20 protein-coding genes and 2 pseudogenes are annotated in these 23,077 nt (G+C 42.9%); 6 read left to right on the top strand and 16 right to left on the bottom strand.

Going from position 1 to position 23,077, the window contains the following annotated elements; genetic code table 11:
* Positions 1-186: 186 nt before the first annotated feature.
* Positions 187-885: a hypothetical protein gene (locus IQ457_RS01705; protein ID WP_225211620.1), complete on the bottom strand. Its 699-nt coding sequence runs from the start codon at positions 883-885 to the stop codon at positions 187-189.
* Positions 886-1,273: 388 nt separating this feature from the next.
* Positions 1,274-3,505, bottom strand: coding sequence for a lytic transglycosylase domain-containing protein (locus tag IQ457_RS01700; RefSeq protein WP_200661822.1), 2,232 nt, complete (start codon positions 3,503-3,505; stop codon positions 1,274-1,276).
* 418 nt (positions 3,506-3,923) lie between these two features.
* On the opposite strand from IQ457_RS01700, the gene miaB reads away from it, so the two are divergent.
* Positions 3,924-5,432 carry a tRNA (N6-isopentenyl adenosine(37)-C2)-methylthiotransferase MiaB gene (miaB, locus tag IQ457_RS01695; RefSeq protein ID WP_102077493.1) on the top strand — a complete coding sequence of 503 codons (1,509 nt, stop codon included), beginning with the start codon at positions 3,924-3,926 and terminating at the stop codon, positions 5,430-5,432.
* Positions 5,433-5,523: 91 nt separating this feature from the next.
* Here miaB and IQ457_RS01690 read toward each other — a convergent pair whose 3' ends face one another.
* The 6 genes from IQ457_RS01690 to IQ457_RS01665 form a co-directional block, all read right to left on the bottom strand.
* On the bottom strand, positions 5,524-5,760 hold the full coding sequence (locus IQ457_RS01690) for a hypothetical protein (protein WP_102077494.1): 237 nt from the start codon (positions 5,758-5,760) through the stop codon (positions 5,524-5,526).
* A 48-nt stretch (positions 5,761-5,808) separates the two neighbouring features.
* Positions 5,809-7,023 carry an RtcB family protein gene (locus IQ457_RS01685; RefSeq protein ID WP_200661821.1) on the bottom strand — a complete coding sequence of 405 codons (1,215 nt, stop codon included), beginning with the start codon at positions 7,021-7,023 and terminating at the stop codon, positions 5,809-5,811.
* 795 nt (positions 7,024-7,818) lie between these two features.
* Positions 7,819-8,547: a LysE family translocator gene (locus tag IQ457_RS01680; protein WP_200661820.1), complete on the bottom strand. Its 729-nt coding sequence runs from the start codon at positions 8,545-8,547 to the stop codon at positions 7,819-7,821.
* 149 nt (positions 8,548-8,696) lie between these two features.
* Positions 8,697-9,947, bottom strand: coding sequence for an acetylornithine deacetylase (argE, locus tag IQ457_RS01675; protein WP_200661819.1), 1,251 nt, complete (start codon positions 9,945-9,947; stop codon positions 8,697-8,699).
* A 108-nt stretch (positions 9,948-10,055) separates the two neighbouring features.
* Positions 10,056-10,538 (bottom strand): nucleoside deaminase, encoded by a 483-nt coding sequence (locus tag IQ457_RS01670; RefSeq protein WP_200661818.1) that lies wholly within the window; start codon positions 10,536-10,538, stop codon positions 10,056-10,058.
* A 112-nt stretch (positions 10,539-10,650) separates the two neighbouring features.
* On the bottom strand, positions 10,651-11,304 hold the full coding sequence (locus IQ457_RS01665; protein WP_200661817.1) for a UPF0149 family protein: 654 nt from the start codon (positions 11,302-11,304) through the stop codon (positions 10,651-10,653).
* A 207-nt stretch (positions 11,305-11,511) separates the two neighbouring features.
* On the opposite strand from IQ457_RS01665, the gene IQ457_RS01660 reads away from it, so the two are divergent.
* Positions 11,512-11,952: a hypothetical protein gene (locus IQ457_RS01660; RefSeq protein ID WP_200661816.1), complete on the top strand. Its 441-nt coding sequence runs from the start codon at positions 11,512-11,514 to the stop codon at positions 11,950-11,952.
* 142 nt (positions 11,953-12,094) lie between these two features.
* Entirely contained in the window at positions 12,095-12,634 is a 540-nt protein-coding gene (locus tag IQ457_RS01655) for a cell division protein ZapA (RefSeq protein WP_200661815.1), read from the top strand.
* A gap of 99 nt (positions 12,635-12,733) precedes the next feature.
* On the opposite strand, the gene IQ457_RS01650 is transcribed toward IQ457_RS01655, so the two are convergent.
* The 5 genes and pseudogenes from IQ457_RS01650 to IQ457_RS01630 all read right to left on the bottom strand — a co-directional run.
* On the bottom strand, positions 12,734-13,030 hold the full coding sequence (locus IQ457_RS01650) for a hypothetical protein (RefSeq protein WP_446737522.1): 297 nt from the start codon (positions 13,028-13,030) through the stop codon (positions 12,734-12,736).
* A 166-nt stretch (positions 13,031-13,196) separates the two neighbouring features.
* Positions 13,197-15,290, bottom strand: coding sequence for a glycine--tRNA ligase subunit beta (gene glyS / locus IQ457_RS01645; protein ID WP_200661814.1), 2,094 nt, complete (start codon positions 15,288-15,290; stop codon positions 13,197-13,199).
* A gap of 9 nt (positions 15,291-15,299) precedes the next feature.
* Positions 15,300-16,325 carry a glycine--tRNA ligase subunit alpha gene (gene glyQ, locus IQ457_RS01640; RefSeq protein ID WP_376779313.1) on the bottom strand — a complete coding sequence of 342 codons (1,026 nt, stop codon included), beginning with the start codon at positions 16,323-16,325 and terminating at the stop codon, positions 15,300-15,302.
* A gap of 469 nt (positions 16,326-16,794) precedes the next feature.
* A pseudogene (locus IQ457_RS01635) lies at positions 16,795-16,908 on the bottom strand (PspC domain-containing protein); the annotation flags it as partial.
* Between the two features lie 131 nt (positions 16,909-17,039).
* Positions 17,040-17,137: pseudogene (locus IQ457_RS01630) on the bottom strand (PspC domain-containing protein); the annotation flags it as partial.
* A gap of 516 nt (positions 17,138-17,653) precedes the next feature.
* Between IQ457_RS01630 and nadR the strand changes: the two are divergent.
* The 3 genes from nadR (at position 17,654) to IQ457_RS01615 (ending at position 20,161) form a co-directional block, all read left to right on the top strand.
* Entirely contained in the window at positions 17,654-18,694 is a 1,041-nt protein-coding gene (gene nadR, locus IQ457_RS01625; RefSeq protein WP_200661813.1) for a multifunctional transcriptional regulator/nicotinamide-nucleotide adenylyltransferase/ribosylnicotinamide kinase NadR, read from the top strand.
* A 99-nt stretch (positions 18,695-18,793) separates the two neighbouring features.
* Entirely contained in the window at positions 18,794-19,552 is a 759-nt protein-coding gene (gene pnuC / locus IQ457_RS01620) for a nicotinamide riboside transporter PnuC (protein WP_200661812.1), read from the top strand.
* 159 nt (positions 19,553-19,711) lie between these two features.
* Positions 19,712-20,161: an Mpo1 family 2-hydroxy fatty acid dioxygenase gene (locus IQ457_RS01615; RefSeq protein WP_144296691.1), complete on the top strand. Its 450-nt coding sequence runs from the start codon at positions 19,712-19,714 to the stop codon at positions 20,159-20,161.
* 127 nt (positions 20,162-20,288) lie between these two features.
* Here the strand turns inward: IQ457_RS01615 and IQ457_RS01610 are convergent, their stop codons facing one another.
* The 3 genes from IQ457_RS01610 to IQ457_RS01600 all read right to left on the bottom strand — a co-directional run bounded on the left by IQ457_RS01610 (position 20,289) and on the right by IQ457_RS01600 (position 22,839).
* Positions 20,289-20,900 (bottom strand): nitroreductase family protein, encoded by a 612-nt coding sequence (locus tag IQ457_RS01610; RefSeq protein ID WP_200661811.1) that lies wholly within the window; start codon positions 20,898-20,900, stop codon positions 20,289-20,291.
* A gap of 196 nt (positions 20,901-21,096) precedes the next feature.
* Positions 21,097-22,035 (bottom strand): pirin family protein, encoded by a 939-nt coding sequence (locus IQ457_RS01605; RefSeq protein ID WP_200661810.1) that lies wholly within the window; start codon positions 22,033-22,035, stop codon positions 21,097-21,099.
* Between the two features lie 90 nt (positions 22,036-22,125).
* On the bottom strand, positions 22,126-22,839 hold the full coding sequence (locus tag IQ457_RS01600) for a pirin family protein (protein ID WP_102076247.1): 714 nt from the start codon (positions 22,837-22,839) through the stop codon (positions 22,126-22,128).
* Positions 22,840-23,077 lie beyond the last annotated feature (238 nt).

Below are 23,077 nucleotides of genomic sequence, written 5' to 3'. Positions count from 1 at the left end.
TCAAGAAAGGTGCAAAAGAAGTATTAAAAGACGGCGAAAAAGTGTTTTAGATAGAATAATGGCTAATATTTTAGGAGAGTTATAAGAAAAATTGCCTATATTTTTGCCATTTGTACTTCACTGTTTTATTCATTAAAGGTAGAAAGAGGCGTTATTAATGCACAATAACTCAATGTCAAAATAGAATTATTTGCCGCCTGAAATAATAAACTTACTACCGCAGTTGTCGACGACATTGCTACAAGTGCCGAATGAGCTGCCTTCATAACATACGTGCACATCAGTCAATACCATTTGCCGGCGCGTGCCTACCTGACAAATCAAATCCACGCTATTCGCTGACATACCATTATTCAAGCGGGTCATCTGACCGACAAAACGCGATTTTAATACCGTATAGCTGTTGCCTGTATTTAACTCATTCGGTAGCTTTAAATCGCCGGCATAATTGGTAATTTGGCGAAAATAACTACTGGCGCTGAGAGGGCTACAAGCGCCATAGCGTTGCCAGGCTTGGGTACGCACCGTGGTATCAGGCATGATACGGTTGACAACTTTTAATTGTAAGGGCGTCAAGCGTGGCTCACTGCCGCGGCCGCAGCGCTCGCCATAGCCCATATCGAGACCTGAAACGGTAAGCGAATAGCCTTCCAAACACTGACGCATACGCGCGCGCGTTGGCTGTAAGCTACATAACGCTGGCGTCATCTCAATCATCAACACTCGCTGACCCGGTTTACTGGCATTCGCCGCTTGGGCTGGCAGCGTTATTGCACCCTGCAACAATAGCAAAGCGCTTATACCAAGTGCAGCATTACCTTTATTGTCATACTTTGTACGTAACCAATATTTATGAAAATGCTCTGATAGCGCTGTCTTTGACATCGAGCCCACCTTTGTCTGAAGAGTTAATTGACGCTTAGCTTGCGACGATATGGGCAACTTGAAATATTTTTTAATCATAAGAAGTTAAAGCATCTAGCAATGACGAATAGGAGCTTTTAGGATTCATTAATTTCCACAATCCAAACTAAGACACTGATCACATTAGGTCGCTCGAAAGTATTTAGCCTTCTGGGAGTGAGTCCGCAGGCTGGGAGTGAGCCAACAGAAAATTCAGACGGAAACTCAAACAATGGTAGCAAATTGCTTTTTTTAATCTATAGCAGAAACGTAAACATGGATTTGTGAAGCGATTACTGCTGTTAAACTAGCGCCATAAAAAAGCCATTAACAGCGAGCAATTAATGGCTTTTTAAGAAAACAAAGAGAATTAGAAGGCGGCGGGAATGGTTCCCATGCGCTGACTGATAGGCTGACCGCGACCTAGCAAACTGCTATAGATGGTGGCGTTTTCCATTACATGCTTGACGTAATTGCGCGTTTCAGGAAAGGCAATCGACTCGACATATTGGTCGGCCGCAAGTGAGCCATAAACTGGCTGCCAACGTTTGGCATTGTTGGGTCCGGCATTGTAACCCGCTGTGGCCAAAACTGGCTGGCTGTTCAATTTACCAAAGATATCGCCCATATACCAGGTGCCATAACGGATATTGGTATCGCCGCTATTGGCGCGACTAGCGCTATAAGTTTCGCCTAAATTACGTGCGATATATTTAGCGGTATCAGGCATGACCTGCATCAGTCCGCTCGCGCCAACGTTTGAGCGCGCCGACGAGACAAAACGACTCTCTTGACGCATGATGCCATACGCCCATGCCGGATCGATACCAGCCGATTGACTATGGCGCACGACCGCCGATTGGTGCGGCATCGGATGTGATAGAGCCAAGTTATTTACCGTATCAGTATTATCAATGGCATAAATTGCTCGATCGAGCCAACCGATATCATAGGCTTGACGCGCGGCCGCAATAATCAAATTATTATCGCGATTGTCACGCGCTTTTTTCACCGCCCAGTTCCACTCGCGATTGGCATAAGCGCGGCTGGCATCGGCGTTATATAGAGCAAACGCCCGTGCAAAGTGCGGGTTTTGCATGACGCGGGCGCGCTCAGTGCTACTAACGTTAGGCAAATTACTGCCACCTAAGCGGCTGGCATCAAAACGTTGACCGACTTTATCCTTGGCCATCAAACCATAGTATTCATTGCTTTTTGCAAGATTTTGATACATTTTTTTGGCAGTGTTGCGTTTGTTGGCATCACTTGATTGCTCATAAGCACGCGCCAACCAATATTGCCATTGATTGGTTTTTTGCGTTTCAGCGTCCATTTTCGAGATGGCTTCGACCACATCATCCCAACGACTAAAACGAATCGCCGCCATGGCATAATATTCGGCTTCTTCAAAGCTAAAATCATTATCTAAGCTATTACGGAACCAATCGACCGCTTCCACATTAAAACCATCGTCAGTATTGTGGTTCATACGCTGAACGCCAAGAATGCGATAAGCATAGCGACGGGTGTCATCGTTTAATAACTTCGCTGCGCGCTGATTGTCTTGTTTCACATCAAAATCTAATTGTAGCGCTGCCTCACGGTAGGACTTTTCTGCCAAGCGCCCCATGGCATACAAATACAGATATTGATTCATCTGGCTGTTTGGCTCGCGAGCAAAACGGCTAAAAAATGCTGAGGGATTGAGCTGAATTTCACTTAACGACGAGTAAGGAATCGGTGTACCCAACTTTGATGACAAAGCCATAATATCGCCAGTCTTACCTTTACGCAGCATACGTTTGAGACGCGATACCCTATCTTGATTGCTAATCAGCGCATTATTATTCATCTCTAACGCCAATTGATCACACAGCGCTGGCTGTTTTTTGGTGGTCAGCCAGACATCGGACTTGGCCGCCATCGCGCGCATGCTATCGCCGCCGTTATTAAACCCAAGGGCAACGGCGCACTTTTCACTGTCATCGGCATTGGTAATGAGATTTGCCACTTGGCGTACGGCGGCATAATCATTGGAACCCGCTTTGGTTTCTGCAAAATCGGCAACCAGCTTTTCTGCCATTACCGTCTCTGGATACTGGCGGACAAACTGTGTAACCGCCGCTGGGCTTTGTGAGTTTAGGTCCAAATTCATACGCCAATAAGGCGGATACATGGCAAACAAACCGCCATTCATCTCCTGCTCATAATTATAAAGGGCGTTGACATCACCGCGATCTGCGGCGATAGCTGCTGCTGTAAATGAGCTTGCGCCACTATCCGCTTGGTAACCGCTGTTTGCTTGATAATTGCTGTTTGGCTGCGAGCTTGGCGCTTTATAGTTATCAGGTTGATAGCTTTGCGGTTGATAGTTGTCCGGTTGGTAGCTACCTTGTGGCTGATAACTATTGACATTACTACTGGTATTATTGCCCCAAGTAAGCTCAGCATAAGCTCCTTGTGACAATGCCAGCGCGCCCATCGCCGTTGCCACACTCAGCATACTGGTTTTTAGCATCGTTGTTTTATGATTTTTAGGCATATGATTTTGATAATTGGCATCTTTATCCTTGATACTCGGGGCAACTTGCGGCTTTGACATACGGACTCTCTTTATAATAAGTCTAAATAATTTGGCTAAATAAACAGCTTAAATCTAGGCTTGAAATGGTATTTTTCACCCTGCTTAAAACGCCCATTTAAACAATAGTGCGGATATGGTTGTCTGCATCATACTATACTCGTTGCACATTCAACCATCAGCTTTACTTTTCGTTAATAAATTGGATAGCCATGCGTAACACGAAGGTGTTACGGCGCTTTTACTAGGCTTAATTGTGCTAAAAGCCTTTATCTGAGTGATGGTAATAGATAAGCAATTGATACTATTATAAATAATCAAATGGCGTCAACAGTTTAAGCCCATGCTAACTTTTCACATTGATGCCAGATTATGATAAAATACGCCACCGGTTAATCGCCTACCTCGCTATATTTTTAGTCAATCATGGACTTCGCTTATGAGTGTTACTGTATTTAATCCCCGCATCGATGACGCTGCTGTTGAGAACAGGGTTACTGCGCCTGCCGTTACGGCACTCGAAGCGTCAAACTCTGTTCAAGCGTTTACTGCTCAAACTCCAGTCAATGGCAGTGGTACGCCGAAAAAAGTCTTTGTCACCACTCAAGGCTGTCAGATGAACGTCTATGACTCTGGCAAAATGCTTGATGTATTGGGCGATTCACACGGTATGGAAGTCACCCACAATATCGACGAAGCCGATGTGCTACTAATGAATACTTGCTCAATTCGCGAAAAAGCGCAAGAAAAAGTGTTTTCAGAATTGGGCCGCTGGCGCAAATTGAAAGAAAAACGCCCTGATTTGGTTATCGGTGTTGGCGGCTGCGTAGCCTCGCAAGAAGGCGATAATATCCAAAAACGCGCGCCTTACGTTGATATGGTTTTTGGGCCACAAACCTTACACCGTCTGCCAGAGCTGTATGACCAGTCGCATGAGCAGCGCTCTATCTCGCCTAAAAACCGTATCGGTACGGTGGATGTGTCATTCCCAAGTATCGAAAAGTTTGATTTTTTACCAGAACCAAGAGTAGAAGGGTTTAAAGCCTTTGTATCTATCATGGAAGGTTGCTCAAAATATTGCTCATTTTGCGTGGTGCCTTATACGCGCGGAGAAGAATTGTCGCGTCCGCTTGATGATGTCTTGGCAGAGATTGATAGCCTCGCTGCCCAAGGTGTGCGCGAAATTAATTTACTGGGTCAAAACGTCAATGGCTATCGCGGCGAAAAAGACGACGGCAGTATTTGCCGATTCGCTGAGCTCTTGCATTATGTCTCGCATGTCGATGGTGTCGAGCGCATTCGCTATACCACCAGCCATCCGCTAGAGTTCACCGATGATATTATCGATGCTTATGCCAAGTTGCCAGAGCTGGTGTCACACCTGCATCTACCGGTTCAAAGTGGCTCAAATGCTATTTTGGCGGCGATGAAACGCAACCATACCATTGATGTTTATATCAATCAGATTAATAAGCTCAAAGCCATACGCCCTGACATTCACCTATCGAGTGACTTTATCATTGGCTTCCCTGGCGAGACTGATGAGGACTTTCAAGATACCTTAAACTTGGCAAAAGAATTAAACTTCGATCACTCTTATAGCTTTATCTATTCTAAGCGTCCGGGCACACCAGCCGCAGAATTGCCTGACGATGTGAGTTTCGCAACCAAAAAAGCACGCTTGGCAGAATTTCAAAAGGTTATTATCGATTCAACCCTTGCCAAAACCCATGAAATGGTCGGCACTACCACTCGCGTCTTGGTCGAGCAAGTGGCCAATCGTCATCCTGATTGCTTAATCGGCACAGCAGACAATACCCGTACCGTGATGTTCCCTTTTGACGTTGATAAAGTAGATGAACTACTGGGTAAAATCGTCAGTGTACGCGTGACCGATTTTGTCAGTCCGCATATGGTAAAAGGCGAGCTTATCGAGGTATTGGCTTAACCCTTTATAAAAAACTGTATAAATAAAAAAGCCGCTCTCTATTTAAGTAGGGAGCGGCTTTTTTGTGCGTGGATGTTAAAATTGATTGTCTTTACTGCGATAACCAATCGGTCTTCCGCAATTGCTGCTTGGTTTCGCGGCGACGTTTTTTGCGCACGATATCAATATCTTCTTTTCCATGAATACCGCCTTTTTTGAGCAGTGGATTTAGCGCCAGATAATTTCGCGGTTTTATAGCACCAAGTAAGTTTTGATTGGCTGTGGCATCTTGCTGTTCCAGCTGCCGTTCAATCTGTTTGGCCTTTTTTAAGGTTTGTTTTAAGCTCATATTGTTACCTATATTTTTAATATCTCTAAATCTGTTTTGCAAAACCAACTAACCCTTAATGCACATGACCTGTTTAAGCGTATGCACCACTTCGACTAAGTCGGCTTGGTTGGCCATCACTTCTTCAATGTCTTTATAAGCACCGGGTATCTCGTCGATGACCCCTTTGTCCTTACGGCACTCAACGCCTTCGGTTTGCGCTTTGAGCTCATCAATGGTAAATGCCCGTATGGCTTTGCCTCGGCTCATTTGTCGCCCTGCGCCATGCGAGCACGAGCAAAACGACTCATCATTGCCAAGACCTCGGACGATAAAGGATTTTGCGCCCATAGAACCGGGAATAATCCCCAGCTCACCTTGGTAGGCACTGATAGCGCCTTTACGCGTGACATAGACTTGCTCACCAAAATGCATCTCTTCGTTGACGTAGTTATGATGGCAATTGATGGCTTCTTTGGTCAGCTGAAAACGTGGCAACCCCGCTTGTGGTGACTGCATGGCTTTAATGACCAAACGCATCATCTCACGGCGGTTTTCTAGCGCATAATCCTGCGCCCAGCCTACCGCCTCAACATAATCAGCAAAACTATCAGAGCCTTCAGCAAAGTAAGACAAATCCCGATCTGGCACATGACCAAAGCGCGATTGACGCTCTTTTTTGGCAAGATTAATAAAGTACTGACCAATACAATTACCAATGCCGCGACTACCAGAATGCAGCATGACCCAGACATCATTGTTTTCATCTAAGCACAGCTCAATGAAATGATTGCCACCACCCAATGTGCCAAGTTGCTTTGCCCACGTACGCTCAAAGCCTTTGAGCATCTTGAGCAAACCTGGATGCTTATCAGTAATCGGTTTTAAGCGTTTACCTAACGGATCAAGCGTTGAGTTTTTGGCTTGGATTTGTTTGTGCATATTAAAGCCAACTGGCACTTGCTGCTCCACTACTGAGCGTAATGCCCTTAAACTATCAGGTAAATCGCTTGCCGTCAGAGACAAACGCACCGCGTTCATACCGCAGCCAATATCAACACCGACTGCAGCCGGAATGATGGCGGATTTGGTTGGAATCACACTTCCAACGGTAGCGCCTTTGCCAACGTGTACATCAGGCATCACCGCGATATGCGAATGTACAAACTCCAGCTGAGCCAAATTACATAACTGCTGCATCGCCTCTTGTTCAATATCTGAGGTATAAATCTTGACTGGTACGCCAGATTTACTATTTTCATTTAATACTAATTGAATGCTCATAATGTATTATTTCCATTTTATTATTTTAATCACCATACAAAATATATTTTAATTTACCTATTCTGTTAATTTTATAATTTACTTATTGATTACCATTAAGTAAAACACTCAATAAGTTATTTTTCATAAGAAATAGACAATAAAATACCGCTTCTTTATTAATTAAAAAATTAATAAAAATGTATGATTGATTTATGATGGACGTTTTAAAAAGAATTTTTACGCTACCAAAATTTTCAGCTTAAAAATAGCCAGCTCAGATAGCACACACATAAATAGTTATTTACTAAATAATAGCGTGAGCTGAGCGAGAATATTGGTGATAACAGTAAGGTAAAATTTTGAATAAACAGCTAACAGCAAGCGCGGAAATGCCGAGCACGATTACGAGCTATGTTGACATAGCGTACTTAGAAGAGGGATAGAGTGAGTAGATACAGAGGGCTATGCGTTGATATCAATAAACAAGATATTACTCATAGCTGACATATAAATTCAGCCAAACCTTTTCGAAGTCGTCATTGCTGTCATGCAATTTATACGTTCAATCTTTGAAAACGTCTTAATGTTTAAATAGGACACGATGATTCCTCCGTAGGTTGTGGCCAATGTCAGAGCGACAATAGCAGATTAATTAGGATGATATAGCACCTATGAAAGATAAGCACTATAAATCAATGGGATAATAATAACGATTTAAAAAATAAAGTCAATAATTAATTTAATTATATGAAAATTTTCTAGAAAACGTATCGCTTGTTAAAAAACCACGTTAAACATAAACCAGATTAATTCCTAAGCCAAGAAACCATTTAAAACCTCAGCCAATAACGCCGCGGCAATTAAAATAAATATCACTCCGCAACCGCGATTGAGCCATGCCAAACGCTCACCAACATCAAGCCAACCAGCCAGCTTTTTACCGCCAATGGTATAAATCAGCTGCCAAATCGTCTCGCTCAAAAACAGCCCACAAGTCAGCATAATATACTGCGGCCACAGCGGCGCGCTAAAATTGATAAATTTGGGAAAAAAGGCGGCAAAGAATAAAATCGCTTTTGGGTTAGACAGTGATACCCACATGCCCGTTCGAAACAATAACCAATCGCTAGGCGGTGCTTTGACAGCAGCGCTCGAAAGTGAGCGCGGCATAGGCTTATCTGCCATTTCCGCAGTCGCAGTCAGCTCTTTATGAACTTCTGTACTCAGCTCGCTGGCATCACTTATTAAGCTGCTACTACCACTATCGCGCCACGATGCGACACCTAGATAAATAAGGTAAATCGCACCAACGGTTTTAATCACTGTCAATAACCATGGCGATTGACGGCTGATAACATCAAGTCCAAGTAGCGTTGACAACAGCAAAATAAACAACCCAAGGCTTAAACCTGCTAGCGTCCATAAAGTACGTTTTACGCCATAATTAAGGCCATATTGGAATGCCAGTAGCATGTTTGGACCGGGGGTCGCTGAGATAAAAAACGTACTTGCAAAAAATACCGCAAACAGATGCCAAGACATCAACGAACCCCTACTTCTTTATAAAAATTTGAATAATACATGCGCCATGTTGAAAAGCATGCATCATGTTGAAAAAATAAACACCGCCATAAAGACGGTGTATGTCATGCGCATCTATATTGCCATAAAATTGCTTATTGACTATTTTATCAGCTGATAGCGCAACTGTTTAGCAGCTTTTGTAAAAACTCATCACAACGTGCCATTTCACTTAGCGCGACATATTCATCGGCTTTATGCGCCTGCTCAATACTACCAGGACCGCAAATAATCGTTGGGATGCCGCTATTAGTAAACTGACCACCTTCAGTTGCATAAGCGACTTTATGACGTGTATCGTCGCCGGTCAGAGCGATAATTAACGCTTGTAGCTCAGCGCTGTCGTTATCGGTCATCGCTGGTACACTTTCTTCTTGTAGCAGCTCAATGCCAGTATCGGCAGCGCGTGCTTGCATTTGGGTGCTGAGCTCTGCAACTTTGGCCGCAATCGGTGCGAGGATATCGTCTTGTGTCATATGCGGCAGATTACGATAATCAAAGGTAAATTCACACAGATTGGGGACGATATTGGTCGCGGTGCCGCCTTGTATGGTGCCAACAGATAATGTCGAATAAGGCACATCGAACAGCCCATCGTTATCGCTTCGATGACTAATCTCTTGGGCCAATTCATCGACATAACCAATCAAACGACTGGCATAGCTAATAGCGTTGACACCTTGGGCAGTCAATGATGAATGCGCTGACTTGCCATGGACGCGGCAACGGTAAACCGCGATGCCTTTATGCGCCACCACCATCGCCATATTGGTCGGCTCGCCAACGATACAGTAGTCAGGCGTAATACCGCGCGCTTTCAAATCTGCCAAAAGTAGCGGAGCGCCCAAGCAGCCCACTTCTTCATCGAACGACAATGCCAAATGCAATGGGCGACGCAATTGACCTGCGTTAGAGAGTTTTACCGCTTGCGGCAATAGTGTTAGCGCACAAGCAATAAAACCTTTCATATCGCAAGCACCGCGACCGTATAGCTTGTTGCCACGAATGGTCGCGGTAAACGGCTCCGACGTCCAATCTTGCCCATCTACTGGTACGACATCGGTATGACCCGATAGTACCAGACCATGATTGATTTCATCGGCATCTTTTCCCGCTGGCACTGTAACGAATAAATTGGCTTTATTTTTAACATCGTTAAAGGTTAAATCTACCGTTAAGCCCAATTGCTCGCAATACGCTTTCACATCGTCAATCAACGCCAAATTTGAATGGCGACTGACCGTATCAAACGCAATTAATCTTGTCAGCCAATCAATACTGTCTTTTGGATAATTGCCAGTAGAATAATGAGTATTAGGCGTTTCTCTTTCTGCAACGTTATCGTAATTTTTTAGCGTCATAAGACTTCCTTATCGTACTAAGATAAAAAGGCACAGCTTTTTTAATAAGCGTAATAATGAAGACACGCCCTAGCCTTTTTAAGCAAATTTTTTATTTAAGCTTTTTACTTAAGCTTTTTTAAATGCGCGTCGCTGTAGGGCTCTGATTTCTTCATCTAAACCGGCAATCGGACCTTCGACAGGTACATTCGGCGCCACTTCTTGGATACTTAATGAATGGATGGGCGATGTTGAGCTCACACCCATCTCGTCCATCCATTTACTGAGCTGTTTCGATGAGCTGATATAGACAATACGACCCAGACCCGCCCATGCATGCGCCGCTGAGCACATGGCGCAATGCTCACCCGAGGTATATACCACGGCTTTTGCCCGCGCCTCAGGGGTCATATTTTGCGCGGCCCATTTAGCGACGGCAATTTCAGGATGGTAAGTCACATCAACCGTATTGGCACGATTACGATCTTCTTGTAATATATTGCCATCGCCATCAACCAACACGCTGCCAAACGGCGCATCGCCCGCCTCCAAAGCTTCAGCAGCAAGCTCAATGCAGCGGCGTAAATAAACCATCCCATTATCAGTAGTCATCATCGCTTCCTTTCTCTCATTTTTTCAGCGCTATCTAATAGCCAAGTGTCCGGTGCCATTTGCATGGCATGAAACGTGACTACTTCTCATTCTATTTATCCTATCATATTAATTATGATGGGCGTTTCTGATTCATCACATCAACGACCGGCGGTATCGGTTTAGGCAGCTTACCTTCTGCCTGTAGCTCTTTGGTGGTTTTAGCATCGATAGCCAAGCCAGCAATTAGGGCAATATCTTTTACAGGTTTACGTTTACGCGTAGCAAAACTGACCGGTACCATGCGTGCAAATTCAAAAATATGCAGATAAGACTCTTCGCCACCTTCGAAGTCTTCATCATCTTCTAATCGAATCGCACCAATTTTTGCCAAATCCGATAGCATCTCGTTTTCTTCAGCGCTTAGACCACAATCGGTAATACCAAAACCGGTCATAAAGCCATTTGCCCACTGTTTCAGCGCCATCACGCGCTCGTACAAATCATGTTCATCATCTGGCACCAGTGGCATATACGCATAAGCATCGTCTTTGTCTTTTAACTGAAAAACAATGTCTTCTGCCTCTTCGGTGAGCAAAGTTAATGCGGCATCAGGCAGCGGCGCAAAGCTTAGCTCTTCAAACACCTTTGCCCAAACTGGCTCATCAGGGGCATTACAGGCGGTCATCAGCCCCGTCATCAAGCCGTGTACCTCGCTGATAGACACGTCCGTCCAGTCATCAAACGCAGCCAGCCAAGTATTCCAGCCAGAGATATTGTCATTCATAATAGATGTCCTAGTGATTGATTAATAGAGGTAAATATAAATAGACGCCGCCCGATATGATTCATAAAGCGGCAAATGATAAAAGTCACAAAACAAAGCGCCCTACAATTACTTTGTTGATATAGATATTATGCGGTCACCTATGGCATTATTAAACGCAGAGAACAAAATTCATTTACGCTTACTTGTTAAGGATAAAAACTGACTATGTATGACCAACTTAGAATATTAGAAAAAATGGTACTCGATATTAAAAAGCAGTATCAGCTTGTCAGTGCTGAACTTAGCAGCTTCAAACAACAACCAGTGACTGACCCAAAAGAGCTTACCGCTCTTAAAACCAAGCTTGATAGCAGCTATAGCGAGCGTGACGGTGCCAAAAAACAATTAAACGATCTTGATAAGCGCTATCAAAGCCTTGCCGAAGCGCATCATATGATTGGCGAAGAACAAGACAAATTGCACAAGCAAATCGAGCAATTACAGCATCAAAACCATGCCCTGCAGCAGCGTAATAATGAATTAAAACAGCAGTATAGCGATATTAAGCAGCAAAATAGCGACTTGAAGAAGAAAAATGAATTGGCCGCTGAGCGTACCCAAGTGGTTTTACAGCGTTTGACACGTATTGACCAAGCCGAAAGTTAAGCAGACGTTGATATTCATTATGCTTAATTTGAGCAATTTTGCTGATTAACTTTATCTATTCAGCATTTAAGTTTATCAGCACCCTATTTATAGGAATGACAGTTAATTATTCACTTTAATGACACATATTGTAGGATTTATCATGACCGATGACCGCGCAAACCCTGTAGAGCGTCAGCTGCCAAGCAGTCAGACCCATAACATTCAACCCACAACCACTCCAGCAAAAGACAGTCAAACACAAACCACGCAACCACAAAAAGCCATGCCAAATAATTCGAACCCGCAAAATAACAATGCAAATAGCAATGTAAACAATAATGCAAATAACAACAAGACAACTAATAGTACGGTAAATAGCGCTACTAAACCTGAAAGCGCCCCTGAGCCGCAAATTAAAAAGGTCGATGTGGCGATTGCGGGCGTAACCTACCCTATTTTTTGTCCTGTACACGAGCAAGAAGAATTGCGTGCAGCAGTTTCCTATATCAACGACTTTGCTCTCAAGTTAAGAAGAGATGCACCAAGTCTTAGCCAAGAAAACCTGCTGGTATTAACCTGCTTAAATTTATATGAAAAAATCCAAATTCATGAAAGAAACGAAGAAGATCGTCTGCAACAAAGCAAACAGTCTGAAGCACTGCTCAACAAAATTATGAAAGATGCCCATTCTGTTCTATAAACTTGCCTCAATATTAAATAGGTATTCTAAAAAGATAAGCGCTTAGCTCATCAGAACTAAGCGCTTTTTTAAATGGTGATAACTGCTTATTGATCTAGCTTAAGCATCTGCTTGATAAGTCTTACCAGCATGAAAGTCCGCCTGATGCTCATAATTGCAAAAGAATAATTCTTTAGGAGCGGCAACATTATTGCTGCTATTACTCTCTAAAATAGGTGTAGGTTCCAGCACACCGCGATACTCAGCCAAGTGATTGCCACAAAAATCACACTGGCGCGGCGTGGTCACATCACCCTTTTTTGGCATCATGCTTTTTGGCGCACGCGGGTACATAAACTTATAAAAGCCCCACATCACAGCCCAAATAATAAGAATTACAATGATAACGGCCAACACGTCAGTGCTCCTTTGGATACGTTCTAAGACATTATAAACCTAACGCTGTAGAATAAGCGCATAAAAAACTGACCACATGTAGCCAGTTTTTTATCTCGTTAATAAATTAACCGGATAGATGCTTAAACTAACGGAGGTCTATCACTGTCGAACTATAATGAACCAACTATAGCTGCAGCTCACTGATGTCAGCCACGGTTAAGAATAGGGCGCGCACTTGCTTGAGCAGTGCTAAGCGATTGTTTTTCAGCGCCGCATCTTCACTATTTACCATGACATCAGCGAAAAACTGGGTCAATGGCGCATCTAAACTGACCAGCGTTTGCAATACTTGCGTATAGTCAGCAGTTTCAAGTAGCGGTTTGACCGCCATCTGCGCTTGCTGAACCGCTTGATATAACGTTTGCTCAGCAGCTTCAGATAATAGTGCTTCATCGACAGTGTCGGCGACACTTACTTCTGATTTCGCTAAAATATTGGCAACGCGTTTGTTTGAATCGGCAAGCTTTTCGGCTTGTGGCAATTCACTAAACGTTTGCACAGCGCGAATACGCTGATCAAAATCGAGCGGCATATGCGGATTGATTGCTTGCACGGCTTGAATCGTATCGACACTGACGCCCTGCTCGGTATACATCGCCCGATAGCGTGAGTTTAAGAACGCCATCACTTGGGTAAAGGTATCGCCCATTTTAGCAATTTTACTGCCTTCACTGGTGCTATAACCTTTAATCGCTTGCTCAACGAGCGCCACCAAATTAATTGGTAATTGCTTTTCAATCAAAATACGCAAAATTCCAATGGCTGAACGACGTAAGCTAAATGGGTCTTTTGAGCCAGTCGGTGCTTGGTCAATGGCGAAAATACCAACCAACGTATCTAAACGATCAGCCAACGCTAAGCAAATACCAATCGGTGTCTGCGGTAATACATCACCGCTGAACTTAGGCAAATATTGCTCTTGCAGGCTGGCCGCGACGGCTTCAGGTTCATCATTTAAGCGCGCATAATACGTACCGGCGATACCTTGCAGTTCAGGATATTCACCGACCAATGAGCTGGCCAAATCCGCTTTTGATAAAATTGCGGCTCGTACAGTTTCATCAACATTAATATCGCGACCTTGCTGCTGCATCAGTGTCGCAATAAAGGCAGCAAGCTTGGCAATACGTTCAGACTTTTCCCAAATCGTACCAAGCTTATCTTGGAAGACACGCGTTTTTAGGCTTTCAGTCAAAGCAAATAAAGGCTGCTTTTGGTCTTGCAAGAAGAAAAACTCCGCGTCCGCCAAACGCGGACGCACGACTTTCTCGTTGCCTTCAATAATTTGATTGGGATCTTTTGACTCAATATTGGTGATAAAAATAAAATAAGGCTGCAATTTGCCTGCTTTATCGGTCAAGCAAAAATACTTTTGATCCGCTTGCATGGTTGAGATAAGCGCCTCTTGCGGCACTTGTAAAAAGCGCGGCTCAAAGTTTGCTCGCAGCGCAATCGGGAAATCAACCAACGCCGTCACTTCATCTAACAAATCTTGTGGGACGATAGGATCGGCATTAACTTCATCGGCTAGCGTTTTGACTTGGTTTTTAATCAACGTTTGACGCTTATCAAAATCCGCCACGACTTTTAAACCATCGAGCAGCTGCTCATAATCGTTAGCATGCATAATCTCGTGATAGTCAGGACTGTGGAAGCGATGACCGCGCGTTTGCTTGCCAGTTTGATGTCCTTGTATAGTCGCATCAATGACCGCATCATCTTGCATCAATATCGCCCATTGTACCGGACGGACAAACTCATTGCGGCTCGCGCCAGAACGCATACGCTTAGCAATCGGCAAATTATCAAGCGCGGTTTGGAAAATAGTAGGTAGTAACTCAGTCGTCGCTTGACCCTGAATAATCTGCTCATAGCCGACATAATCACCTTTATCGGTGTTGATAGTGATCAGCTCGCTGGCGTCGATACCTAAACCCTTAGCAAAACCCATCGCTGCGCGCGTTGGATTACCATCGCTATCAAACGCCGCTTTAATCGCAGGACCACGTTTTTGCTCGCTACGATCAGGCTGCTTATCACTGATACCCTCAATTTGAATCGCCAAACGACGCGGCGCGGCAAAGGCTTTAATACTATCGAAGCCAATTTCAGCTTCATTTAACTGCTCAGTGACACTGGCTTGAAGTGCATCACGTAGCGGTTTTAGGCTTTTTGGAGGTAGCTCTTCACACCCCAGTTCAAATAAAATAGTACTCATGGGATGCTCCTATTTATTATTGTTAGTAGTTTGATTATCATCTGTATTTTCAGTTAGTACATCTTCTTTTGGCAAATACTTATCGAGCGCCGCTTGACGATGCGCTTCATCTGCCAATGGGAAGCCCAATTTGGCGCGTGCTTCGACGTAACCAAAGGCAACTTTACGCGCCAGCGTACGTACACGTAGAATAAAACGTTGACGCTCTGTCACTGAAATCGCACCGCGCGCATCAAGCAAGTTAAAGGCATGCGAGGCTTTTAGTACCATCTCATAGGCAGGTAATGGCAAACCTTCAGCAACCAGCTTATCCGCTTGCTGCTCATAAAAATCAAACATCTGACCCATCATTGGCACATCGGCGTGCTCAAAGTTATAGGTTGATTGCTCAACTTCGTTTTGATGGAAAACATCGCCATAGGTTACGCGACCAAATTCGCCATCTGCCCAGACCAAATCATAGACGCTATCAACGCCTTGCACATACATCGCCAAGCGCTCAAGCCCATAAGTAATCTCGCCCGTCACGGGGAAACACTCGATACCGCCAACTTGTTGGAAATAAGTAAACTGGGTGACTTCCATGCCGTTAAGCCAAATCTCCCAACCAAGTCCCCACGCACCAAGCGTTGGCGACTCCCAGTTGTCTTCAACAAAACGCACATCATGTACCAATGGATCAATACCGATGGCGCGTAATGAATCCAGATACAGCTCTTGGATATTGGGTGGATTGGGCTTTAGAACCACCTGAAATTGATAATAATGCTGCAAACGGTTCGGGTTATCACCGTAGCGGCCATCGGTTGGACGGCGCGATGGCTGCACGTAAGCCGCATTCCAACGCTCAGGACCTAGCGAGCGCAAAAATGTCGCGGTATGAAAGGTACCAGCGCCGACTTCCATATCATAAGGCTGCAAGACCACACAGCCCTTATCAGCCCAGTAGTTCTGTAAGGTAAGAATTAAATCTTGAAAAGTCATCGGCTGAGCGTGTTTTTCTTGTGTCATCGAAGTTGTCGCTTGAGATGTCATAGTTTGGATTGTCATAGTTTGGGGCATGTCATAACGCCGCGGTGGAATAGGTATTATAAAATAAGATATTGATAGCGCGCGTATGGCTTATTTGGCAACGACGCTATTTGCCTGCTCACCTTACTAAAAATTGACCATTTTATCTATATTTAGCACAATTAAATTTGTCTAAATCGCTCAAATAGTCAGTTATTTGCTTGGTTCATCGTCAAAATCTACCTATCAGCGTGTTAAGCCGATAGATATAAAAACAAGATAAAAAAATACCCAAATGCGTGAGCATTCGGGCAGGAGGAAAAGTGTGTCGCAGGCATCCTGATGAGTCAGGCTTTTTGTTTTTTCATGGGCTATTGTTTTTATTCTAGCCTTGTATTTTACGTTCTCAACGTTGTCTTTATTTAGATGATTTTAGATTTAGATAACATTAATATTAACAATCAATATTCATCTTAACTTTTTAACTTTGCTTTTACTGATAAGACTGATTATTTGCTTTAGGCATGATTATCCATAAGATAATATAAATTAAGATGCCTGGGACAGCGGCGCTCATGGTGGAGACAATTACAAAAAGTAATCTTACACGCCAATCTCAACTTATCGTAGGCTTTTGATTTTTATAGAATTTAAAATTCTAATTGTTTTAACTGAAATTTTAAAAACTAAGTAAACCAATACCTTAGAAAAATAAGTTGAGAGTGGGGTAATCTTACCCATGTTGGCGACCAGCCGACATATTCTGCAATACCGCCCATCACACCCGCGATCATACGATTATTTCTTGAGCGATGTAATTTTGCTAACTTAGCCAAATCAAATACCTCTCTTATTATTTATGCTTATTTTGAATGTATTATTTAACGTTATTCTTATCATTTATTTTAAAACGTTATAAAAATTCATAACCCTTTTGAACTTACGAATAAGTATAGCAACTATTGACTTTTTATCTGTTGATGATATAGACGTGCTTTGTGAGTTTATGCTACTTAAGCTTACTCTAAGCTCTCATAATTACTCCTAAACTCCTGATTTTAAATAACTATTTCAAAATGTTTCATCATACACTTTGTTTCGCTTATATTACATATTCTGTTACAACTTTAAAAAGTTCAAGCAATCACTTTAAATCTGTTTAGGTGGAAAAACTTTATTATCTATTGATAATTTGATATTAAAAGTCCTTTATAAAATAATGCCTATTTACAATAACCTACCTGTAAATCTATCCAAACCTTTATACCATGCTATTAAATCATCAAGGCTTAGGAAATATGAATTGCCACGATGAATCATAACTAAAATAAAAACAGCACATAAGGAAAGCTATGTACGAGTCAGGATTAATGATTGGACATTTTGAACCGCTACATTTAGGACAAATGCGCAGTATATTGGATGCCGCAGGACAAGCAAAGACGCTACATATTGTGATTATGATGCACCCTGCTCCACATCCAGACTTTACTATTACCTTGCAAGATAAGGCACGTTGGCTACAGATGGCGTGTGCAGATTTGCCATTTATCCATATTCATACCACTGATGAGATTGAGCTGCCGCTACATGAAAGCTTTGCCGATGTAAGCATCGATATTGTGGCGAGCAATGCCAAGCTGCAACGTTTAAAAGATGCATTAGGCCTGCCAACAGAAACGGTATTATTCGTTGCAGAGAACCATCCTTTGGCGCAGTCGGACGTTTCTGGACAGTTAGTCATGCCAGTAGTCACGACGCCATTGCAATCTGAATTTGATTCTTACGCTATTGCACGTAATCCGGTCGCCCACTGGTCGGCGCTGCACCCACAAGTGCGCGGCGACTATACCAAAACGGTGGCGATTGTTGGCGGTGAAAGCTCGGGCAAGACGACTTTGGTACATAAGCTTGCCAACTATTATGGATCCAGCTTTGCGCTTGAGATGGGACGGCTGTATGTCGGTACAGATTTGGGCGGTAGCGAGATTGGATTGCAGTATAGCGATTATGGTCCCATTGCCCTCAATCATGGCCAAGCGATCCGTGCTGCCGCTGCTAGGGCAACAGCGCCCGTAACCATTATCGATACAGATTTTGTCACCACGCAGGCTTTTTGTGAAGAGTACGAAGGTCGTACCCATCCCTTTGTGAGCGCATGTATCGATGAGTTTCGCTTAGACCATACCATCATGCTTGATAACAATACTCCATGGGTAGACGATGGCATGCGCTCATTGGGTACGCCTGAGGCTCGCGGTCGCTTTGAGCAGCGCTTATTAGATATTTTTGCTCGTCACGATATTGAGCTGCATATGATTGATCAGCCCGATTATGATGCCCGCTATCAGCAAGCTTTATTAATTATTGATAAGCTTATCTATGGTAAATAACAAACTTAAAAAAACCATAGAAAAAATACGGTTAAAAGAATAACTCTAAAATAAGAAAAAAAACGATAATAGCTTCCATACTTTGAGGAAAAAGACGTTATGCGTATTCAGCTTCTAGACAACATCACCGGGAAATGGGCGATACAATGGATTGTCCTATGGTTTATCTGCGGTGTCATTGCTTTATCAGCAGGCTTTTGGCTGACCACCGAACACAATACCCTTGATTGGTTTTACTTAGTCGTGTCATTTATCGGTTTGATTTGCGTGGTGTCATTATCTTTTCGCAAAAATATTCTAGGTAATGGTTTTGGAATGGCGGCGACCGCAGGTGAATTTGTGGTTCAAGCCACCTCTGGCGCCGTTGGTTTGATGCTCGCGCCGTTATTTAACTTTTTTAGTCATCTTTATGGGATTTTTTATTGGTCCAAGCATACCGACGACGATGGCGATATGGTGCCCAAATCTGCCAGTCGCTGGATTTGGCTATTAACCATCGCTTTTATGGTCATCGGTTTGGCGCTGTTTCCTACAGTAAATAACTTACTTGCCAGCTATGGTTACGCCGTCGTTGAAGATGATAATAGTAAGTTTTTGGGCTTTATCTCTTTCTTTTGGATTAATGTTATCGCTTTTGTGCTGTCTATCACTGCGCAGGCAGCGATGATTCTGCGTTATTCATTTAACTGGTGGTTATGGATTTTATCCAATTTCGTTTGGCTAACCGTTAACCTAATGTCGGGCAATTATATCTTTGCCATTCAAACCATGGTTTACCAAGTTAATTCATTTGTCGGACTGTATGAATGGTATCGCAGCGAGCAAGACTCTAGAGAGTCAACCCAACCAGTACGTTAAGAGATAATTTTGGTAAAACATAAAAAGTTGAAAAACAGACAAATGAGGTTAATAAGATAGTATGTTTTGACTGTGCGGTTTACCAGATAAAATGGCAGGTTGTGCCAATTAGTGCTACAACTGGTAAGAATAAATTTATTTGCTAACAAGGAGGTTAGTATGTCTCGTACCCGTCAAGGCCGTATGTCAAAACGCACACTTGAGCAATGGCTCAGTGAATATTCTGTCAGCCATCAAAACCTAGTCAATAAAAAAATCCATTGGCTCTGTGTTCCAACCATTTTTGTCAGTATCTTAGGCATGGGCATGTCGCTATCGGTCTGGTTCACCTTGGTGATGAGCGCCTTAGTTTTAATATTTTATATGCGTTTATCGACGCCGCTGTTTTTGGCAATGGGCATATTTATTCTCATTTGCTTATCAGTGATGACGCTACTGCCGTGGGGCTTTAAGGTTTGGGCAGCTATCTTTGTGGTTGCTTGGATTGGACAATTTGTCGGTCATAAAATTGAAGGCAAAAAACCGTCTTTCTTTGAAGATTTGCAGTTCTTGCTGATTGGTCCAGCATGGGTAGCTAATAGCTTAATGCGCCGTAAAAAAGCTCAATAAACGGTATTTAATGCTGCTACTAGCTTAACTTTTCCGTTTAACACAGTTGAAAAAGCGCCACCCAATAATCCATTGAGTGGCGCTTTTTTTATTTGCTTACTATTTTAAAATTATTTTAAAAAATAGCTTATTTACCAAATACTTTCATACGCTCTTCGAGAGGCTTAAATTCCTTGTCACCTGCGGGTTGTTCGATAGCGCCAAATACCAATTGCGCGTTCATCTCCCATTGCTCATCGATATTCCACTCTTCAGCGACTTTTTTATCGATAATAGGATTGTAATGCTGTAAGTTGGCGCCGACATCAATACTGGCTAACGCCGTCCAAATAATGTACTGGTGCATCGCATTGGTTTGGTGCGCCCAAATTGGAAATTTGTCTGCATACAAAGGCGCAGCAGCTTGCATGTCTCTGACGACGCTATGATCTTCAAAAAACAAGATAGTACCAGCACCTGCTTTAAAGCCATCCATTTTTTGCTTGGTCGCCGCAAATTGCTCTTCGTTATCGACGATATCGCGTAGGGTATCTTCGGTTAATTGCCAAAGCTTGTTATGGTCGTCACCAAACAAAACAGCGATACGCGTTGATTGCGAGTTAAATGACGATGGCGTATGTAAAACCGCATGTTCAACCAACTTGACGATTTCATCATTTGTAACGGGTAATTGATCGCTCAAAGCATAAACTGAACGACGTTTTTCTGCCAATTTCTCTAATGTTTTTAGGTCTGACATAGTTTTCTCCATATTATTTATTAGGAATATTAGTGATTAGAAGCTAATGAATACGAGTACGATTAATGGGTAATACCAAGCAAGCGTACTATCAACAAATCTGCTGTATTATAAGAAAGATTGACCTTAATCAATACTTCCTTTTTGTAATTATATCTTATTAATAGTTTATGAAAACCAAAATAAACTAAACAAACTAACCTTTAAAGCCTTGCGGTAATTCTGGTGCTGGCAAGCGTTTCATGTCTGAGTCGATATTACCAAAACGCTCATGACCGTTGTTCCAGTCGATGATAGATTGCTCAATCTCTTCTTTGTTGTCGGCGACAAAGTTCCACCACAGCAGCACTTGATTGTTTAATGGCTCACCGCCGATAAACATCACACGGGTGCCTTTTTTGGCGACTAGCTTGATGCTTTTATTATTGGCAACGTCGCTATCGTGGAAGCGGAACAATTGATCTTGCTCACAAATTTTGCCTTCAGACTCAATCTGTCCTTCTGTCACCAAGATACCATATTCAAAACCCGGTTCTAGGTTAAGCGTAACTTCACCATCCTCTAAAAAGTAAACGTCGATACCGACCATTTTTGAGTACTGAATGGTTGGCGCTTCATAGCGCTTACCTGTGACGCTGTCATAGCTGCCCGTCGTCAATACCATCTCGACGTTATCTTCACGCCATGTCGGTAGCTCTGGATAATGGTGGAAACTGCGTTCGATTTGTTGATCGGTCGGTAGCGCAATCCACAGTTGTACCATACTTAGACCACGAGCGGCATCTGCCGAACCACCGGTATCAGGAAAAACGCTCTGCTCTGTATGACTGATACCTTGGGTAAGGCCAGTACCTGCTGTCATGACGTTGACTTGGTTTTTGGTAATCACTTGCTTATTACCCAAGCTGTCTTTGTGCAGTACTTCACCATTTAGCATCCAGCTAAAGGTTTGCAGGTTGGTGTGCGGATGACGACCGACTTGCATACCGCTTTCATCTTCGCTAAATTCAGCAGGACCTGCATGGTCTAGAAAGCACCAAGCACCAATTGGCTGCTTACCTTTACTGGGTAACAGACGAGCAATGGGAATGCCGCCCACATCTGCTAAGCGCGGCTCTAGGGTTTCAATACTCATAATTTACCTCTTATGATGTAAGATAGAATTTAGTGTGACCAAAAGATAAAAATTAATGTCTATTATTTGGCATTAAAAGCTCATTTAGTATCAAAAGCTCATAGGTACTTCCATGAGCAAAACTCTGGCATCATCGAGGACATCCATCGTAAAGTTTTTAGTATCCCAAACACCTAGACCATCGCGGGTATCCAAAGTGTTACCGTTTATAACGACTTTACCGCTAATGACAAAAATATAGACACCATTGTTAGGATTTTTAAGCTGATACGTCTCTGTCACGCCTTTATCAAAATCGCCCATACTGAACCATGCGTCTTGATGAATCCACACGCCTGCATCATCGCTATTAGGCGATAAAATTTGATTAAACGCATTTGGCTTCATCAGTTCATCCATACGGATTTGCTGATAACGAGGCTCAACGTTCATTTTGTTTGGGATGACCCAAATCTGTAAAAAACTCACCGCCTCATGATTATCGGCGTTCATTTCACTGTGGGCAATACCTGTACCCGCCGACATGACTTGGATTTCACCGGTTTCAATAGTGCCCTTATTACCGATGTTATCGCCGTGACCGAGCTTGCCTGATAAAGGAATACTGATAATTTCCATATCACGATGTGAATGTTTACCAAAACCTTGACCTGCGATGACAAAATCATCATTAATGACACGTAGCGCACCAAAGCCCATACGTTCTGGATTATGATAATTGGCAAAACTAAAGGTATGCTTGCTTTTTAACCAACCATGGTTGGCATCGCCACGAGAATCCGCTGCATGATAGATGGTTTTCATAATGTATCCTTAATTATTAGTAAGTTAAACGGTTTTAGAATTTGACATTCGTTAACTCGTTTAAACAATGAAACTATTATAATTGTTGTCTACTAACAGATAAACAACGATATTCGCAATTGACTATTCTTATTTTTAGAACAATATCGTCATAAAGGTAAGGTAATATATTTATAACAGAACCCTGTATACTCATAACAGTACAACTAGCATGAGCTGTTACTATGGCCAAAGTTAC

The organism is Psychrobacter sp. M9-54-1, from assembly GCF_016613355.1.
Taxonomy (GTDB): domain Bacteria; phylum Pseudomonadota; class Gammaproteobacteria; order Pseudomonadales; family Moraxellaceae; genus Psychrobacter; species Psychrobacter faecalis.
Note: the sequence above shows the minus strand (reverse complement) of the source record. Positions and strands in the feature narration are given on the sequence as shown.

What these genes read in the sequence shown, in the direction of transcription:
- glyS (WP_200661814.1), bottom strand. Translation starts at nt 15,290, where the DNA reads ATGAGTACTATTTTATTTGAACTGGGGTGTGAAGAGCTACCTCCAAAA.
- argE (WP_200661819.1), bottom strand. Translation starts at nt 9,947, where the DNA reads ATGACGCTAAAAAATTACGATAACGTTGCAGAAAGAGAAACGCCTAAT.
- IQ457_RS01610 (WP_200661811.1), bottom strand. Translation starts at nt 20,900, where the DNA reads ATGTCAGACCTAAAAACATTAGAGAAATTGGCAGAAAAACGTCGTTCA.
- IQ457_RS01700 (WP_200661822.1), bottom strand. Translation starts at nt 3,505, where the DNA reads ATGTCAAAGCCGCAAGTTGCCCCGAGTATCAAGGATAAAGATGCCAAT.
- IQ457_RS01605 (WP_200661810.1), bottom strand. Translation starts at nt 22,035, where the DNA reads ATGAGTATTGAAACCCTAGAGCCGCGCTTAGCAGATGTGGGCGGCATT.
- pnuC (WP_200661812.1), top strand. Translation starts at nt 18,794, where the DNA reads ATGCGTATTCAGCTTCTAGACAACATCACCGGGAAATGGGCGATACAA.
- IQ457_RS01660 (WP_200661816.1), top strand. Translation starts at nt 11,512, where the DNA reads ATGTATGACCAACTTAGAATATTAGAAAAAATGGTACTCGATATTAAA.
- glyQ (WP_376779313.1), bottom strand. Translation starts at nt 16,325, where the DNA reads ATGACATCTCAAGCGACAACTTCGATGACACAAGAAAAACACGCTCAG.
- IQ457_RS01615 (WP_144296691.1), top strand. Translation starts at nt 19,712, where the DNA reads ATGTCTCGTACCCGTCAAGGCCGTATGTCAAAACGCACACTTGAGCAA.
- IQ457_RS01685 (WP_200661821.1), bottom strand. Translation starts at nt 7,023, where the DNA reads ATGAGCATTCAATTAGTATTAAATGAAAATAGTAAATCTGGCGTACCA.
- IQ457_RS01705 (WP_225211620.1), bottom strand. Translation starts at nt 885, where the DNA reads ATGTCAAAGACAGCGCTATCAGAGCATTTTCATAAATATTGGTTACGT.
- IQ457_RS01600 (WP_102076247.1), bottom strand. Translation starts at nt 22,839, where the DNA reads ATGAAAACCATCTATCATGCAGCGGATTCTCGTGGCGATGCCAACCAT.
- miaB (WP_102077493.1), top strand. Translation starts at nt 3,924, where the DNA reads ATGAGTGTTACTGTATTTAATCCCCGCATCGATGACGCTGCTGTTGAG.
- IQ457_RS01680 (WP_200661820.1), bottom strand. Translation starts at nt 8,547, where the DNA reads ATGTCTTGGCATCTGTTTGCGGTATTTTTTGCAAGTACGTTTTTTATC.
- nadR (WP_200661813.1), top strand. Translation starts at nt 17,654, where the DNA reads ATGTACGAGTCAGGATTAATGATTGGACATTTTGAACCGCTACATTTA.
- IQ457_RS01655 (WP_200661815.1), top strand. Translation starts at nt 12,095, where the DNA reads ATGACCGATGACCGCGCAAACCCTGTAGAGCGTCAGCTGCCAAGCAGT.
- IQ457_RS01665 (WP_200661817.1), bottom strand. Translation starts at nt 11,304, where the DNA reads ATGAATGACAATATCTCTGGCTGGAATACTTGGCTGGCTGCGTTTGAT.
- IQ457_RS01690 (WP_102077494.1), bottom strand. Translation starts at nt 5,760, where the DNA reads ATGAGCTTAAAACAAACCTTAAAAAAGGCCAAACAGATTGAACGGCAG.
- IQ457_RS01670 (WP_200661818.1), bottom strand. Translation starts at nt 10,538, where the DNA reads ATGACTACTGATAATGGGATGGTTTATTTACGCCGCTGCATTGAGCTT.